The sequence below is a fragment of the Streptomyces sp. NPDC014727 genome, assembly GCF_043083485.1.
GTDB lineage: Bacteria > Actinomycetota > Actinomycetes > Streptomycetales > Streptomycetaceae > Streptomyces.
The window spans coordinates 337743-353191 of record NZ_JBIBYR010000003.1; the positions used below are offsets into that span (position 1 = coordinate 337743).

14 protein-coding genes are annotated in these 15449 nt (G+C 70.1%); 8 read left to right on the forward strand and 6 right to left on the reverse strand.

Going from position 1 to position 15449, the window contains the following annotated elements; translation table 11 throughout:
- The first annotated feature begins 73 nt into the window (after positions 1-73).
- The 4 genes from ACF1B9_RS07565 to ACF1B9_RS07580 all read left to right on the forward strand — a co-directional run bounded on the left by ACF1B9_RS07565 (position 74) and on the right by ACF1B9_RS07580 (position 4714).
- Complete coding sequence (locus ACF1B9_RS07565; RefSeq protein ID WP_391739605.1) at positions 74-1663, forward strand: N,N-dimethylformamidase beta subunit family domain-containing protein; 1590 nt, start codon at positions 74-76, stop codon at positions 1661-1663.
- A gap of 208 nt (positions 1664-1871) precedes the next feature.
- Complete coding sequence (locus tag ACF1B9_RS07570; RefSeq protein ID WP_391739606.1) at positions 1872-2315, forward strand: cupin domain-containing protein; 444 nt, start codon at positions 1872-1874, stop codon at positions 2313-2315.
- 151 nt (positions 2316-2466) lie between these two features.
- Positions 2467-3294 (forward strand): MOSC domain-containing protein, encoded by an 828-nt coding sequence (locus ACF1B9_RS07575; RefSeq protein WP_391739607.1) that lies wholly within the window; start codon positions 2467-2469, stop codon positions 3292-3294.
- 604 nt (positions 3295-3898) lie between these two features.
- Positions 3899-4714, forward strand: a complete 816-nt coding sequence (locus tag ACF1B9_RS07580; protein ID WP_391739608.1) for a serine hydrolase — start codon at positions 3899-3901, stop codon at positions 4712-4714.
- 220 nt (positions 4715-4934) lie between these two features.
- On the opposite strand, the gene ACF1B9_RS07585 is transcribed toward ACF1B9_RS07580, so the two are convergent.
- The gene (locus tag ACF1B9_RS07585; RefSeq protein ID WP_391739609.1) at positions 4935-6578 is read right to left on the reverse strand and encodes an amidohydrolase; all 1644 of its coding nucleotides are present in this window, start codon (positions 6576-6578) and stop codon (positions 4935-4937) included.
- A 79-nt stretch (positions 6579-6657) separates the two neighbouring features.
- Complete coding sequence (locus ACF1B9_RS07590) at positions 6658-8076, reverse strand: purine-cytosine permease family protein (RefSeq protein ID WP_391739610.1); 1419 nt, start codon at positions 8074-8076, stop codon at positions 6658-6660.
- A gap of 225 nt (positions 8077-8301) precedes the next feature.
- On the opposite strand from ACF1B9_RS07590, the gene ACF1B9_RS07595 reads away from it, so the two are divergent.
- The gene (locus tag ACF1B9_RS07595) at positions 8302-8907 is read left to right on the forward strand and encodes a TetR/AcrR family transcriptional regulator (protein WP_391739611.1); all 606 of its coding nucleotides are present in this window, start codon (positions 8302-8304) and stop codon (positions 8905-8907) included.
- 34 nt (positions 8908-8941) lie between these two features.
- Here the strand turns inward: ACF1B9_RS07595 and ACF1B9_RS07600 are convergent, their stop codons facing one another.
- The 4 genes from ACF1B9_RS07600 to ACF1B9_RS07615 all read right to left on the reverse strand — a co-directional run bounded on the left by ACF1B9_RS07600 (position 8942) and on the right by ACF1B9_RS07615 (position 12907).
- Positions 8942-9082, reverse strand: a complete 141-nt coding sequence (locus ACF1B9_RS07600; RefSeq protein ID WP_391795895.1) for a hypothetical protein — start codon at positions 9080-9082, stop codon at positions 8942-8944.
- Positions 9083-9106: 24 nt separating this feature from the next.
- Complete coding sequence (gene cynR, locus ACF1B9_RS07605) at positions 9107-10015, reverse strand: transcriptional regulator CynR (RefSeq protein WP_391739612.1); 909 nt, start codon at positions 10013-10015, stop codon at positions 9107-9109.
- A gap of 112 nt (positions 10016-10127) precedes the next feature.
- The gene (locus ACF1B9_RS07610; protein WP_391739613.1) at positions 10128-11633 is read right to left on the reverse strand and encodes an APC family permease; all 1506 of its coding nucleotides are present in this window, start codon (positions 11631-11633) and stop codon (positions 10128-10130) included.
- Complete coding sequence (locus ACF1B9_RS07615; RefSeq protein WP_391739614.1) at positions 11630-12907, reverse strand: amidohydrolase family protein; 1278 nt, start codon at positions 12905-12907, stop codon at positions 11630-11632. The genes ACF1B9_RS07610 and ACF1B9_RS07615 overlap by 4 nt, the downstream gene beginning before the upstream one ends.
- A 206-nt stretch (positions 12908-13113) precedes the next feature.
- Between ACF1B9_RS07615 and ACF1B9_RS07620 the strand changes: the two genes are divergently transcribed.
- The 3 genes from ACF1B9_RS07620 (at position 13114) to cynS (ending at position 15271) form a co-directional block, all read left to right on the forward strand.
- Positions 13114-13827, forward strand: a complete 714-nt coding sequence (locus ACF1B9_RS07620; RefSeq protein WP_391739615.1) for a GntR family transcriptional regulator — start codon at positions 13114-13116, stop codon at positions 13825-13827.
- A 312-nt stretch (positions 13828-14139) separates the two neighbouring features.
- Entirely contained in the window at positions 14140-14739 is a 600-nt protein-coding gene (locus ACF1B9_RS07625) for a carbonic anhydrase (RefSeq protein WP_391739616.1), read from the forward strand.
- Positions 14740-14800: 61 nt separating this feature from the next.
- The gene (gene cynS, locus ACF1B9_RS07630) at positions 14801-15271 is read left to right on the forward strand and encodes a cyanase (protein ID WP_391739617.1); all 471 of its coding nucleotides are present in this window, start codon (positions 14801-14803) and stop codon (positions 15269-15271) included.
- Positions 15272-15449 lie beyond the last annotated feature (178 nt).

Here is a 15449-nt window from a genome sequence, read left to right on the forward strand (position 1 = left end):
CCCGGGTCGTCACCGGGCAGGTGGCGGGTGACGATGGCCCGTGACGGCACTGCGGGACGGGTTGGCGGGCGATATGAAGCATGGTGAGGCGCAGAGCCCCGGGCTCCCCGGCCGCCTGGACCGCAGGCACTTCCTCGCTGCCGCGGCGGCGGGCGGAGCGATGGCGGGCGGCATGGCGGTGGGCGGCTGCCACTCCTCCGCAAGCGGGGAGTCCGGCACCGGGTCCGCCCCGCCCGGCGCGGCCCGTACCGCCGAGAGCGTGGAGAGGACCCGGGCGGGGAATGCCGACTGGCGCATCCGTTCGGTGGGGCCGCCCGAGGCGGTCGAGGGCTATACGGACAAGGTGAGCGTGCTGCCGGGTGAGGAGTTCGGCCTGCATGTCTCCACCACCGCCCCTGCGTTCCGGGTCTCGGCCTACCGTGTCGGCTGGTACGACGGGGCCCAGGCGCGGCTGGTCTGGCGTTCGCACCGGGTCGCCGGGGCCATCCAGGCCCGCCCCCGCATCCTTCCGGCCACCCGCACCGTGCGCGCGGGCTGGCGGCGTTCGCTCCGGGTCCGCGCCGACGGCTGGCCGGAGGGTGCGTACCTGCTCCGGCTGGACGCGGACAACGGCCACCAGCGCTATGTACCACTGATCGTCCGCTCCGCGAGCGCGGCGGGCAGAACCGTGCTGATGCACGCCGTGGCGACTTGGCAGGCGTACAACGTGTGGGGCGGCTACAGCCTTTACCAGGGCGAGAACGGCGCCTACGGCACACGGTCGCTCGCCGTGGACTTCGACCGCCCCTACGACGGCAACGGCGCGGAGAAGTTCATGGTCTACGAACGGGCGGTGGTGGTCCTGGCGGAGAGACTGGGCATCCCGCTCGCCTACACCACGGGAACAGACGTTCACCGTGATCCCGGCATCCTCCAGGGCGCCGCCGCCGCTCTCTCGCTGGGGCACGACGAGTACTGGACGCCGCAGCAGCGGGCCCATGTCACCCGGGCCCGCGATGCGGGCACCAATGTGGCCTTCCTCGGCGCCAACGCCTGCTTCCGCCGGATCAGGCTGGAGCCGGACGCCACCGGAGCCGACCGCACCGTCGTCTGCTACAAGACCGACTACCGCGACGATCCGTACCTCGCCGACCACGCGGACATGCCGACCAACGACTTCCGCCAGCCTCCCGGCGCCTTCCCGGAGTCCTCCCTGACCGGTGTCCTCTACGAGGGCTATCCAGTGGACGCCCCGTATGTCGTCCACGGGAGCGACCACTGGATCTTCGCGAGAACGGGCGTGAAGCGAGGAGACTCCTTCGATCACCTGGTCGGGGTGGAGTACGACCGGGTCGTCCCTGAGATGCCCACCCCGGCGCCGCTCGAAGTGATCGCCCATTCCCCTCTCGTCTGCAAGGGCACGCACAGCCACGCCGACTCCGCCTACTACACCGTCCCGAGCGGAGCGGGCGTCTTCGCCTCGGGGACGATGAGATGGGTCGAGGCCCTGATGGCGGGGACCCGGGAGAACGGGCGCAACCACGGCATGGATGCCCGTACGGGGGCTTTCGTCACCCGTGCCACGGAGAATCTGCTGCACGCGTTCGCCGCGGGCCCGTGCGGCCGGAGCAAGCCGAAGCCCAGGGACAATGTGAGAGACGTGTACGCCTCCGCACCACAGTGACGGCATTACCACCGCCCGGTCGGTGAACTCCGGGGCCCGCAGGCGCAGTCGGCCACGAAGTCCGCCATCCCCGGCGACTGCCCGCGCGGTACACCATCGCCCCGGAACTGCGCGTTGCCATTACGGCAACGATTGTTGTCACTCGATGCGCGCCGGTCACAGGCTGGTGCCGGGCCGAAGAGCATCGAGACCATCAGGAGGCCACACGATGACCACCCACGAAGGCGTCGGGGCAGCACTGGGCGGCGAGGACAACACACCGCCGAGGAACCGCGTCCACCACGTTCGATCCGGCGAGCTGGACGGCTACGCCGCGATCAGCGGCGGCACGGTCGGATCGAAGAAGCTCTGGATGGGCCGGGTGGAGAACCCGCCGCTGAGCGCGACGGACAACCACCATCACGGCGAGTCGGAGGCGGGGATCTACGTGGTCAGCGGTCACCCCGTGTTCGTCTTCCACAACGGCACGGAAGAGGTACGGATCACCGCGGATCCTGGCGACTTCCTGCTTGTCCCTCCGTTCGTCCCGCATCGCGAGGAGAACCCCGACCCGAACGAGCCCGTCGTCGTGGTGATCGCACGGACCACGCAGGAGCCGATCAAGGTCTCCCTGCCCGAGCTGTACCAACTCAAGGAGACGGAAACGCAATAGGAGGGGGCCCGGTCCACGCGAAGTCGGGCCGGACCGTCAGGTCCGCCCCGGCGCCGTGGGCCGTGGGCCGTGGGACGAGTAGATTCGTGATCGCGGCACGCTGCCGGGCTCAGGCGACCGTCAGCAGCCCTGAGAACGACGAAGGGGAAGCGTGGCCAGGATCGCTACACTGTCGTACTACCCCGTCAAGGGATGCGCCGGCACCTCGGTGGACGACGCGACATTGACGCCCGCGGGTCTTGCCCACGACCGGAGCTTCATGGTGACCGGCGCAGATGGTGTGTTCCGCAGTCAACGCCGCCATCCGCAACTGGCGCTGATCAGACCGGAGATCAGCTCCGACGGTGGGCACCTCACATTGCGCGGCCTCGGCCTGGACCTGCTGACCATCGACGTCGACACCCTCGGCGCGCGCCGGGACGTGGAGTTGTTCGGGGTCCCGTACAAGGGCATCGACCAGGGCGATGAGGCCGCCGGATGGCTGTCGGAGTTTCTGGGCGCGCCGACCCGGCTGATGCGTGTGCCGCCGGAACACAACCGGGTAACCGATGGCCGGACGCCCGGCACCTCCGGTTACGCCGACAGTTGCGCCGTCCATGTCCTCTCTCGGTCCACTCTGGACCTGCTCAACGAACGGCTGGCCGAACGAGGAACCGCGCCCCTGCCCATGGACCGTTTTCGTCCGAATATCGTCATCGAAGGCTGGAACGAGCCCCACATCGAGGATCGGGCACGCCACATCACCATGGGCGAAGCGGAGTTGGGATACACCAAACCGGCCATCCGCTGCGTCGTCACGGTCGTCGATCAGGGGGTCGGCGCAAAGGCGGGCCCCGAGCCGCTCCGCACGCTCGCCGACTACCGGCGGGCGGCCGAGGGGGGAGTCGCCTTCGGTACGAAGTTCGCTGTGCTTCGGCCCGGAGAACTGTCCGTGGGCGACCAGGTGATCGTCGGTTCATGGGGCGAGCCGGAACTGTAGGGGGAACACCTGACCGGGGGGCGCAGGCCCGGAACAGCAGCAATGGGCCACTCTTGGCGGGTCGGTCGTCACCGGCCCGACGGGCGCTGCTCAGCCGGCGACTCCGCAGCGTTGACGTCCGCCGAGGGCGAGAGTGTGGCCCATCCCGGTGCCCCGACCGAGCTCGCGGCTTCCTCTCGCTCCCAGCAACGGATCACGGATTCTGCGGCAGAGCAGATTTGGCGAACATCACACTTCGACAAAACCGACACAACAGGCATTTCGCCCTAAAAATCGAGGGTTCCCATCTCCGGGCCCCGTAGGGTCACCGTGTCCTATGAATTGGGATTCGATCCGGTTTGACCGCGCCCCGTCTCCCGTTCATCGGTGATTCTCCGCGGCCCGAACAGATGCCGGGGCGGGCGACCCGCTGCAGCCCATGTCGCTGAGCGGTGGTGTCCACACACTTCAGTGGCCCGGCTCGCAGCCGCGGGGTCCGGCGACATGACCTATGGCACACGCGAGACAGGACACAGCCCTCATGTACGGATCACGCATAATGACCTGCTCGCGGCCCGCTCTGGCAACTGCCCTCGCCGCAACCTCGCTGCTCACCGTGTGCGCCGTGGCAACCCCGGCCTCGGCCGACACCGTCAGCGCCTCGGCGGGTGGCGCGAAGGTCGTCTGCACCTCGAAGAAGCCCGGCCTGGCCGCCCAGCTCGCCCGCGACATAGCCGGTGCGCTGGCCGGGCGGGAGGGCACATCGTCGCTGGCCCTGTACGACCGGGCCAGTGGAACCACCTGCGGACTCAAGGCCGACACGCATTTCGACTCCGCCAGCGTGGTCAAGGTCTCGGTACTCGGCGCACTGCTGCGGCAGGCCGAGGAGGCGCAGCGGAAGCTGACTTCGCATGAGGTGGAACTGACCACCGCCATGATCACCAAGTCCGACAACGACGCGACTTCTGCCCTCTGGCACCAGATCGGTTCCGCCGGCTTCAAGAAGTTCCTCGCGCTGGCCCACATGGACCACACCGTTCCCGGCACGGGGCGAAGCTGGGGCCTCACCCAGATCACCGCAGGCGACCAGCTCCGGCTGATGCAGTTGCTGACGACAACGGAGAACACGGTGCTCGCGCCCTCCTCACGCAGCTACGCGCTCGGGCTGATGAATCACGTCGTCCCGGGCCAGAGGTGGGGAGTGCCTGCCGGATCGCCCGCCACGGCGACCGTGCACGTCAAGAACGGCTGGCTTCCGCGCACCACCGACGGATGGCGGGTGAACAGCGTGGGCGCCTTCACCGGCAGTGGTCACGACTACGGCATGGTCGTCCTCTCGACCGGCAACCGCACCATGGACTACGGCGTCGCCACGGTCGAGGGGACGGCCCGTCTCGTCCATCGCGACCTGGCGGCTGCCGCTGCGACGGCGAGCCGCTGAGCGCAGAACCTTCGAGCGGAGAACCGTCCGTGGCATGGCGGGTCCGCGCGATGCGAGCCGGGTGAGGACCGGTGTGCGGGTCGTGGTGCCCGGCACGGGGCCGGACACCACGACCGGCTCCGTGGAGAGCCGTCGGTGTTGCGGGCGCCGGACCCGTCCGGTCCGGCGTCCGATCCCGGCGTTGCACGCCGCCGGGCCCTGTGTCCGGCGTGGTCGGTGGTCAGCCGCCGTGCTCCACGAGGCCCGCGACGACGACGGTCTTAGCCACGGTGCCGGGGATGTCCTCCGGTGCCGCGCGCAGGATGTCGCGGGAGAGCACCACGAAGTCGGCGGCCTTGCCGACCGTCAGCGAACCACGTTCGTTCTCAAGGAAGTTGGCGTATGCCGAGCCCATCGTGTAGCCGTGGACCGCGGCCTCCACGCTGATCGTCTCCTGCGGCATCCAGGGCTCCCCACCGCCGAGGGGCCGCCGCGTGACGGCCGTGTGGATCCCGATCATCGGGTCCATCTCGGCCACGTTCCAGTCGCTGGAGAGCGCGAGCACGGCCCCCGCCGTGTGCAGGCTTCGCAGGGGCCATGCCTTGTGCCAGCGTCCGGCACCGATGTTCTCCGCCCAGTCCTTGCCGGGTCCCGCGACCTCCGGGGCGCTGTGGCGGGGCTGCATGCACGCCACCACGCCCAGTGCGGCGAAGCGCGGTGTGTCGTCGGGGTCGAGACACTCGACGTGGACGATCTGGTGGCGGGCGTCCCTCGGTCCGTTGACCGCGCGAGCGTGCTCGACGGCGTCGAGGACGGTACGGATCCCCCTGTCGCCGGTCGCGTGGACGAAGCACTGGAAGCCACGGGCGTCGAGCTTCGCCAGCAGGCTCGCGAACTCCTCGGGCGGATAGAAGGTGTCGCCGCTGTGGTGACGGCAGCCCGCGTACGGTTCGAGGAGGGCCGCGGTACGCGGCTCGACGACGTCGTCGATGTAGAGCTTGAGCGGTCCGACCCGTATCCGGTCGTCGGCGTACCGGCGGGCGGCGGCGGCGAAGTCGTCGAGATCGGAGTCCGAGGTACCGCGCGGATGGAAGAGGGCCGCGACGATCCGGGACCTGAGCCGGCCCTCGGCGCGTGCGCGTGTGAAGAGGGCCAGGTCGTCCAGCGAGTTCTGGGGTTCGACCACGGTGGTGATGCCGAACCCGATGGCGTCGTCCAGGGACTTGGTGAGGCGTCCGTACTGCCGGTCGGCCGAGGCCCACGGCAGGCCGAGCGTCCGAAGGGCACGGTGACCGTCGCGGGAGAGGCCCTTGACGGCGAAGTCCGTGATGAAGCCGGTGGGCTCCCCCGTGGCCGGGTCGGTGGCGGCTTCACCGAAGGGCAGATCGGTGTGGTCGCGGTCGATGCCGAGACGGCGCAGGGCCGCGGTGTTGACCCAGGCGGTGTGCACGTCGTAGCTCAGCACGAAGGCGGGAACATCACCTGTGGCCGGGTCGAGATCGGCGGCGGTCGGCATCCGGCCGTCCGGGACGGCCGAGTAGTCGAAGGCTTCCGCCTCGATCCACTCGGCGTCGGGGTGGGCCGTACGCCAGGCCCGGATGCGGGCGTGGACCTCGTCGAGCGTACGGGCGCCGGAGAGTTGGACGCAGGCGTCGTCCGAGCCGAGCCGGACGTGGTTGTGGGCGTCGATGAACCCGGGCAGGACCAGTTTCCCGCCGGCGTCGATCACCCGGGTGTCCGGCCCCGTCCATCCCGGCGCGTCCTCGTCGGGACCGAGCCAGGCGATGCGGCCGTCGATCACCGACATCGCCTGCGCCTCGGGAAGCGCCGGGTCGACGGTGTGGATACGGGCGTTGCGCAGGACGAGGTGGGCGGCCATGGCCATGTGAGGTGACTCCTAGTGGTGCGGGTGTACGGCGGGGCCGTACCGCGCGGGCCCGATGCGGGCGTCGCACGGCGGCCGTTCAGGAAGGGTCGGTGTGCGGCGCCACGGTCCGTCGGGCGAGCACCCAGTAGACGAGCCCGGAGACGAGTGAGCCGAGCAGAGTCAGGTCGGCGCCGCCCAGTGGCGCCACCAGCGGGCCGGTCCAGAGCTCGGAGTCGCAGGTGAGCGCGGCGAAGACCATGCCGGCCAGGAGCGCGGCCGCACCGGCGGGGTGGAAGCCGGACCGGTACCAGTAGGCGCCGTCCGGTCCGGCGTGCAGGGCCGGTCCGTCGTAGTGGCAGCGGCGCATCAGCATGTCCGTGAGGAACACCCCGCCCCAGGGTGCGAACACGATGATCAGCAGCGAGAGGAAGGACAGCAGTGAGCTGGTGAAGTCGGTGAGGAAGAGCGCGCAGAGAGCGCCCGCGGCGGTGACGCCCGCACTGATGACGATGGCCTTGGAGCGGCTCCAGGGGACGCCGAGCACCTGAAGGTTCAGGCTCGACGAGTAGAGGGTGACGATCGAATTGGTCACCGAGCCGCCGAGGACGAGGGCGAGGAACAGCGTCTGGAACCATCCCGGCAGCAGCCGTTCCGTGCCGGCCACGGCATCGGTCATGTCCGTCTGTGTGGCGGCGGCCACCCCGGCGATGCCCAGGGCGACCGACGACACGAAGCCGCCGAGGGCGCCGTACCAGGTGAGCGACCGCAACGAGGTCGCCCTCGGGAGGTAGCGCGTGTAGTCGGCCGGCATCGGAACGTAGCTGAACGGCCCGGCCAACATCACGACGAATGCCAGGCTCCACCCGGACGCCCCGGGAGAGACGGCCGCCCCGGCCGTGTCGGCGCCCGGCAGCAGGAACACCAGGAGCGCGGCGAAGCCGACGGCGAGAACGTACGCGATCCAGCGCTCGGCGAACTGGACGGTGGCATGGCCCCAGAGCGCGACGCCGAAGGTCAACGTGAGTGTGATCAGCAGCGCGAGGGCCCGCCCGGTGCGGCCGGACCCCACTCCCGTGTCCGCGAAGAACGCTTCGAGGGCGAGCGTGCCGACGACGGTGTTGAGGATCGTGTAGCCGATGCTGACCACCCAATTCAGCATCCCGGCAGGCCAGTTGCCACGAACACCGAAGGGGGCTCGGGAGATGACCAGCGTGGCGGTGCCGGTGCGGACGCCGCTGAGCCCGGCCGCGCTGATGGCGAAGAACGACAGGCCGCCGAGGACCACGACACCGGTCGCCTGCCAGAAGGACAGGCCGAAGGCGACGGCCAGAGCGCCGTTGATGACATACGTGAAGGTGAGGTTGGACCCGAACCAGAGCCAGAACAGGTCCTTCGCGCTGCCGTGACGCTCCTCGTCGGGAATCGGGTCGATGCCGTGGGTCTCGACCTGGAAGACCTGGTCGGCAGCGCCCGTCGTCCCTCTCGGCACCCTCGTGGTCGTGTCCTGTTGCGTCATGCGGCCCGCCCCTCGTCCGTTTGTGGCCCGGCAGCCGGGCACCTCACTTTGAATGCCGTTCTAGAAGTTAGAACGGCATTCAAGATGCGCTCCCGGCACCTCGTCAAGACCTCTGCGAAGATCGGGCCGCCCAGGTCTTTCGTTCGGTTCGCGCCGGATCGCCCGGCGAGATCCGAACGAGAGGGCCTAAGGTCGTCACCGAGCACACGGAGGAGGAGGCGCGGCGTGACAACGACGGCGCGACGGCGCGACGGACATCTGGCCCGGGAGCGGATGCTGGAGGAGGCGATGGCCGCCATCGCCGAGGACGGCCTGGCCGGGCTCACCATGTCCGCGCTCGCCAGGCGCCTCGGCACCAGCGGCGGCCACATCCTCTACTACTTCGGCAGCAAGGACCTACTGCTCCTGGAGGCGCTGCGATGGAGCGAGAACGCGCTCACCGATGAACGCCGGGCGTTGCTGACCAGGCGGGTCGGTATCGAGCGGAAGCTCGAACTCTTCCTGGAGCTGTACCTTCCCCGTGGACCGCGTGACCCGCGCTGGACGCTGTGGATCGAGCTGTGGGCACGCACGGCGTCGAACGAGCCGTTGCGCCAGGCCCAGGCCGAGATCGACCGCGGCTGGCAGGACGACCTCGCATCACTCCTCGCCAAGGGCGTGCGGCAGGGCCGCTTCGCCGCGGACCTGGATGCGGCGACCCGCGCTTCCGAACTCCTGGCCCTGCTCGACGGGTTGAGCACCCGCGTGGTCCTCGGCCAGGGCGGGGCGGACCGCGACAGCGCGCTGCGCATGGCGATGTCCGTGACCGCGCGATTGGTGGAGCGGGAGTGAGTGTCAGCAGAGCGTGTGCGGGGCGATTGCCCGGTCAAGGGGTGGTCGGCTCGCCGGTGCGCAGGGCCGCGGTGACGCCGCCGTCCATCAGGAGGTCGGCTCCCGTGATGAAGCCGGCCTGACGGCCGAGGAGGAAGGCGCTGCCTCGTCGGGCGTGCCGGGGACGCCATGTCATGAGGCGCCGACGTGGCGCGAGTTCTCAGGCCGGCGCGTAGCCACGGTCCCGCACCAGATCGTGTGCGAGCCGGGTGAAGGCGCGGGCAGCGGCGCTCTCGTAGCCGCTCTCCCTTCGCAGCAAAGTAGCGATGCGGGTGGGCAGGGGAGGGTCGACCGGAATGGGCGTGAGGTGGAGGTGGTCGTCGGTGATGGCGTCGGGAAGAACGGTGGCCAGCAGCCCGGTACGCCGCACGATCTCCGCGAGGGCCTGGATGCTGTTGGCCTCCACGGCGATCGGCGGGCTGACCTGATGATCGGCGAAGTAGCTGTCGATATGGGCACGGGTGGCGAAGTCACTGCTGAGCAAAGCGAGTTGCTGGTCGGCGAGCTCGCGCACCGGCAGCGGCCGCTCATCGCACGATCCGATGCGCTGCGCGCTGACGACCAGGCTGAGCGTCTCGGCGAAGAGCGCGCTCGCGACGATGCCGGGCAGATGGGTTCCCGCGAAGGCGATGCCGAGATCCAGTTCGTCGGCCAGCAGGCTTGCCTCGATGCGGTCCTGCGTCATCTCCCGTACTTCCAGCGTGATACCGGGGTAGCGGGTGTGCAGCTCCTGTGCGAGTGGGCCGATGAGATAGGCGGTGAACGTCGGCGTCATCGCGAGGCGCAGATGGCCGCGGGAGAGATCGGCGACATCGAGCACCGCACGGTCGGCCGCGGCCAGCTCCCGCAGTGCGCGCCGCGCGTGGCGCACATAGACCTCACCCGCATCGGTCAGGCGGACGCTGCGGCCGCTGCGGTCGAGCAACTGGACGCCGACAGCACGCTCCAACTGCTTGATCTGCTGCGACAGCGTCGGCTGCGAGATACGCAGCTCTTCCGCGGCGCGGGTGAAGTTGCCGTGCTCGGCCACCGCGATCAGGTAGCGGAGGTGACGTAGTTCCGGACCCATGCCGGAATTATAGTTCGGGTCGATCGACAATCCCGAAATCGCACTGTGCGACCTATGGAAGCTGGCGCCGGGGCGGGGTGAGAACGCCGCCCCGGCCGCCACGTCCCGCGTGTCAGTCCTTCTCCACGTCCGTGGTGGTCAGCGACGCGTACCGGTGGGGATCGTTCCTACGGATCCGAAGCGCGACGCAGAGGCCGGCCACCAGGACCAGGGGCAGCGGCGCCAGGAGGGCGACGTTCGTCATTCCCGTCTCCCCGGTCAGCAGGTCGAAGTGGCAGACGGCCAGGACCGTCAGCACGGCGAGTCCGGCGAAGGATACGAGCGGGGCCCAGACCACCCGGGCCGCGGACATGCCACGCCGGTCCCGGCGGAAGAAGGCCCAGACCGCGAGTGCGGCCGTGGCCTGCATCAGCATGATGCCCAGGACCGCGGTGCTGTTGGTCCACAGGAAGACCACGGTGTAGGGGTCTGCGGCCAGTGCGGCGCCCGCCAGGACGACCAGCAGGTTGAAGGCGGTCTGGGCGATCACCGCCCCACTCGGGGATCCCTGTCGCGCGGAGACCCTGCCGAGGCGCCGGGGCAGGAGTCCTTCACGGCCGAGCGCGTAGAGGTAGCGGGCGGCGGCGTTATGGAAGGCGAGCGCGGCGGCGAAGGCGCTGACGACGATGAGTGCGTGCATGGTGTCGGACAGCCATGCGCCCACGTACAACTCCCCTGCCTGGAAGGTGAGATCGGGTCCGGCTGCGGCACGGGCCATCGTCACGGCCTCGTCCGTGCCGAAGGCGCCCATGATCAGCCAGACACCCGCCGCGTAGAAGAGTGCGAGGAAGCCGATGGCGATGAAGGTGGCCCGCGGTACGGTGCGGCGTGGGTCGCGGGCCTCCTCGGCGTAGATCGCGGTCGCTTCGAATCCCGTGAAGGCCCCGATGACCAGCACGAACATGCCCGCGATTCCGCCGCCGGCGAGTGTGGTGGGGTCGAAGGAACCCAGGTCGAGAGCGGCGGTTCCGCGCTTGCCCAGAATGCCGCCGTCCATGACGAGCAGGGAGAGCACCTCAAGCACCAGGGCGATTCCGAGGACCTTGGCACTGAGTGTGACCCTGAGCCAGCCCAGCACTCCGACGGCGAGGACGCAGACGACGGAGAGCGCCCACCAGGGGACGTCGGTTCCCGTGGCGTCCCGGATCGCCCCGGCGCCGAAGTAGCCGAAGGCGGCGGCGACTCCGGGGGTGATGAGGTTGTAGGAGACGACGGCCACGTAGGCGATGCCGACACCGAGCGTGCGGCCCAGACCTCGGGCCACGTACGCGTAGAAGGCACCGGCGTTGCGTACGTACAGGCTCATGGCGGTGAATCCGGCCGCGAAGAGCACCAGGAGCGCTCCGGAGATCAGATAGGCGAGCGGGGCCCCCGAGCCGCCGATCCCGATGGCGAAGGGAGCCACTCCCGCCAGCACGGTGAGCGGGGCGGCGGCCGCGACCACGAAGAAGACCAGGTCGAAGGTGCCGATCCGGCCGGCGGCGAGGCGCGTGCCGGTGACCTCGTCCGGACCGGCGGGGGCGGACGCGTCCGTGTCGGGCGTGCTCGGAGCGGCCGTCGGGTGCGGTTGGGTTCTCATCGCTCTCCTCGCAGGTCGGGGGCACCACCGGACGGGGCGGCTGCGTGCGGTGCGGGGCCGACGATCCTGCCGTCGTGGAGCACCAGCAGGCGCTGCGGGTGGGCCGCGACCGCCTCGGGCACCCCGCCCGCCGCGACCGCGACCAGGTCGGCGCGCCGACCCGGCGCCAGGCCGTAGTCGCTCAGGCCCAGTGCGGCGGCGGCATCGTCGGTGACCAGCGTGGCCGCGTACCGCAGTTCGTCATCGCTCATCAGGCCGCCCTGCAGGCCGATGACGGTGGCGCGTTCGAGCATGTCGGCGGTGCCGTAGGGCCACCAGGAGTCGCGGATGTTGTCGGAGCCGGCGAAGACCCGCACGCCGCGGTCGCGCAGGCGCAGCACGGGAGGCATGGAGTGGCGCGGCCCGTTGGTCATGATCGCGACCCCGGCCGCTGCCAACGCGTCGGCGGTGCGGTCGAGTTCGGCGTCGTCGACGTCGCCGAGCGCGTAGGCGTGGCTCACGGCGACGGTGCCTCCCAGCCCGAGCGTGGCGGTTCGCTCGGCGATGGCGCGCAGTTGGAAGGTGCCGGTCTCGCCGCCGTCGTGCAGGTGGATGTCGATGCCCGCACCGTGGCGCTCCGCCAGCCGGAAGACGATGTCCAGCTGGCCGTTCACGTCGCCGTCGAACCCCGCCGGGTCGAGTCCGCCGATCAGGTCGGCGCCCTCGGCGAGCGCGGCATCGAGCAGGTCCGCGACGCCCGGCTCGGTCACCACTCCGCTCTGCGGGAAGGCCACCAGTTGAATGCCGAGCCGGTCGCGGAACCGCTCGCGTACGCCCAGGAGTTCGTGCAGGCTCTCCAGTCGCACGTCCGGGTCGATGTCGACGTGCGAGCGGACATGGCCGGTGCCCAGCGCCACCATGCGCTCGGCCAGTGCCGTGGCGCGTTCGGCGACCGGGACGCCGATCTCCTTGCGCAGGGCCCGTTCGTTGGCGATCTGCTCGCGCAGGGTGGCGGTGGCCCGGTGCGGCTGCCAGGGTGCGCCCCACAGCGTCTTGTCCAGGTGGGCGTGCCCGTCGACCAGGGCGGGCAGCAACAGCGCTCCGTCGAGGCGGACGGCCCCGGCGTCACATCCCGCGCGGGAGTCCCCGGAGGGTTGCGACCGGTGTTCCTCGACGGCCGTGATGCGGCCGTCGCCCAGGAAGACGTCGACCCGGCGGCCGTCGGCCAGGGTGGCGTCCACGAGGACGGTCGGCGCGGACAGGGTCGACGACGGGGTGTCGGCATGCTGCGACACGGTTCCTCCAACTGTTCGTACGTCTCACGCCATGCCTCAGCACCGGCTGCGGCCGGGAAGATGCTGATGGGCGGCGGGTATCGACAAGCTAACTGGTATACCGAATACCAGGCAATGGTTGTCGGGGATCGGTTTTCCCGGTCTGCGATGATCAGAGACATCCGGGCCCGCCCCCGGTCCGCCCAGCCGCGCATGGAGCCGTACCCATGACCACCCGTCGCCCCGACCGCCGCGCCTCGATCGGCGACACCCACCAGTCCCTGCGGGACCGGGTCTACACCGAGTTGCGCGAACGGATCATCGAGGGCGAGTACCCGGCCGGGCACCGGCTGGTGGAGCGGGAGCTAGCCGAGGAACTCGGCGTGTCCCGGATCCCGCTGCGGGAGGCGATGCAGCGGCTGGAGTCGGAGGGATTCCTCACCGTTCAGCCCCGGCGCGGCGCGGTGGTCGCCGATTTCGGGACGGAGGACGCCGAGCACCTCTTCGACGTACGCGAAAAGCTGGAGGGTCTGGCCGCGGGCCTGGCCGCCCGCCGGGCCACCGATGCGCAGCTGCGCGACATGGAGCACCTGTTGACCCGCAGCCGCAAGGCCTCCGAAGCGGGTCGGCTGCGCGAGGCGGTCACCCACAACGCGGACTTCCACCGACGGATCGTCGAGGCGTCCGGCAACCCTCTGCTGCAGGACCTGATGAGCCCCCTCGACGCACGCCTGCGGCGTCTGTTCCGCCTCACTTCCGCCCTCGACGACGGTGACCCGATGTGCGGCGAGCACGAGCGGCTCTACGAAGCCATACGCGACCATGACGCGCCACGGGCCGAGGAGTTGGCCCGCGCACACGTGGCGGGCACGCGCGCCTCCGCGATGCGGTACCTGTCCTCGGACACCGCCGGGAACCAGGACGGTTCGGCGCAGTCCTGACCGCGAATCCCACCGCGTAGGGAAGGGCCCCGCCCCCACCCCCGTCCGACCACGCCGCGCCCCGCCCCGCCGTACACGCCATCCGTATCCGGCTGCCGGTTCCCGAGCGCCGCACCCGGCACTGGAGACCCGGCACACCACGGCGCATCCCGAGGGCGATCAGCATCCGGGCCTTGACGGACTCCCCACACAGTGAGCCATAGATGCGATCAATAGATGTGATGGATAACGAGTCTTGGACTCTATAGGTACAGCTCATGCATGGTGAATCACGTCAGCCCGTCGGGCCGGCAACCACCGAAGGGAGTGACCGTGCACGACCTCACAGACGGCCCTGCCCGTTTCCGCCGCGACGTCTTTCCCGCAAAGGCGGGGCTGTTCGCCCGTCTGGCCACGACCCACCGGCCGAGGACGCTGTTCATCGGCTGTTCCGACGCCCGCGTGATCCCCGAACTGATCACGCAGAGCGAACCGGGCGAGCTGTTCGTCATCCGTACCGCAGGCAACCTGGTCCCGGCCCACGCCGCGGTCCCGGACGGTGTCGCGGCGAGCATCGAGTACGCCGTCGCCGTGCTGGGCGTGAGCGACATCGTCGTGTGCGGCCACTCCGCGTGCGGAGCCATGACCGCGCTGGCCGAGGACCACGATCTCAGCGCCGCACCGGTGATCGCGGGCTGGCTGCGACACGCGGACGCCGCACGCGCCCGTGCCGCCGCCGGCCCGGCCGTACCGGGCACGTCCGCGGTGGACGCCCTGGTGCGGGCCAATGTGGCCGCACAGCTGCAGAACCTGGCCACCCATCCTTCGGTGGTCCACGCTCTGGCCGCCCGGGAGCTCACCCTGCGCGGCTGGGTGTTCGACATCGCGAGCGGCGCGATCGAGACGGTCGACGCCGCCATGGCCCCGGCCTGACCCACCCCCTGAACCCGCCGGCCACACCTCGGGGCCGGTGCCGAGACAAGGAATCCTTCTCATGACACACGCCCAGTTCGACCCCACCGCCCGTCGGCTCCTCGCCGCCGCGGCGGTCGAGTCGAAGACTCGCAAGGACCTGACCTGGCAGCAGATCGCCGACGCCGCAGAGCTGTCGGTCGCGTTCGTCACCGCCGCTGTCCTCGGCCAGCACGCCCTTCCGGAGAAGGCCGCCAAGGCCGTCGCGAAGCTGCTGGACCTGGATGCCGACGCGGTGATGCTGCTGCAGACCATCCCGACCCGCGGATCGATCCCCGGCGGCATTCCGACCGACCCGACCATCTACCGCTTCTACGAGATGCTCCAGGTCTACGGCACCACCCTCAAGGCCCTCGTCCACGAGCAGTTCGGGGACGGCATCATCAGCGCGATCAACTTCAAGCTGGACGTGAAGAAGGTCGCAGACCCCGAGGGCGGTGAGCGTGCCGTCATCACACTCGACGGCAAGTACCTTCCGACCAAGCCCTTCTGACGGACACAAAGGTTGTGGCAGGAGCGGAACGGCGGCGAGCGCCGCGTCCCCGGCGCACCGACCGCCGGCTAGGGCCTCTCGTTCGGATCAGGCCGGGCTCGCGTGGACCGATGCCGCTTCCGCGACGCACCGAACGCCGACGACACGACCGGCCACATCCGCGACGCGGTGGCCAGAC

Coding starts and splice junctions, on each gene's coding strand:
- ACF1B9_RS07585 (WP_391739609.1), bottom strand. CDS start 6,578: ATGGCCATGGCCGCCCACCTCGTCCTGCGCAACGCCCGTATCCACACC.
- ACF1B9_RS07590 (WP_391739610.1), bottom strand. CDS start 8,076: ATGACGCAACAGGACACGACCACGAGGGTGCCGAGAGGGACGACGGGC.
- ACF1B9_RS07620 (WP_391739615.1), top strand. CDS start 13,114: ATGACCACCCGTCGCCCCGACCGCCGCGCCTCGATCGGCGACACCCAC.
- ACF1B9_RS07610 (WP_391739613.1), bottom strand. CDS start 11,633: ATGAGAACCCAACCGCACCCGACGGCCGCTCCGAGCACGCCCGACACG.
- cynS (WP_391739617.1), top strand. CDS start 14,801: ATGACACACGCCCAGTTCGACCCCACCGCCCGTCGGCTCCTCGCCGCC.
- ACF1B9_RS07600 (WP_391795895.1), bottom strand. CDS start 9,082: ATGACATGGCGTCCCCGGCACGCCCGACGAGGCAGCGCCTTCCTCCTC.
- cynR (WP_391739612.1), bottom strand. CDS start 10,015: ATGGGTCCGGAACTACGTCACCTCCGCTACCTGATCGCGGTGGCCGAG.
- ACF1B9_RS07565 (WP_391739605.1), top strand. CDS start 74: ATGAAGCATGGTGAGGCGCAGAGCCCCGGGCTCCCCGGCCGCCTGGAC.
- ACF1B9_RS07570 (WP_391739606.1), top strand. CDS start 1,872: ATGACCACCCACGAAGGCGTCGGGGCAGCACTGGGCGGCGAGGACAAC.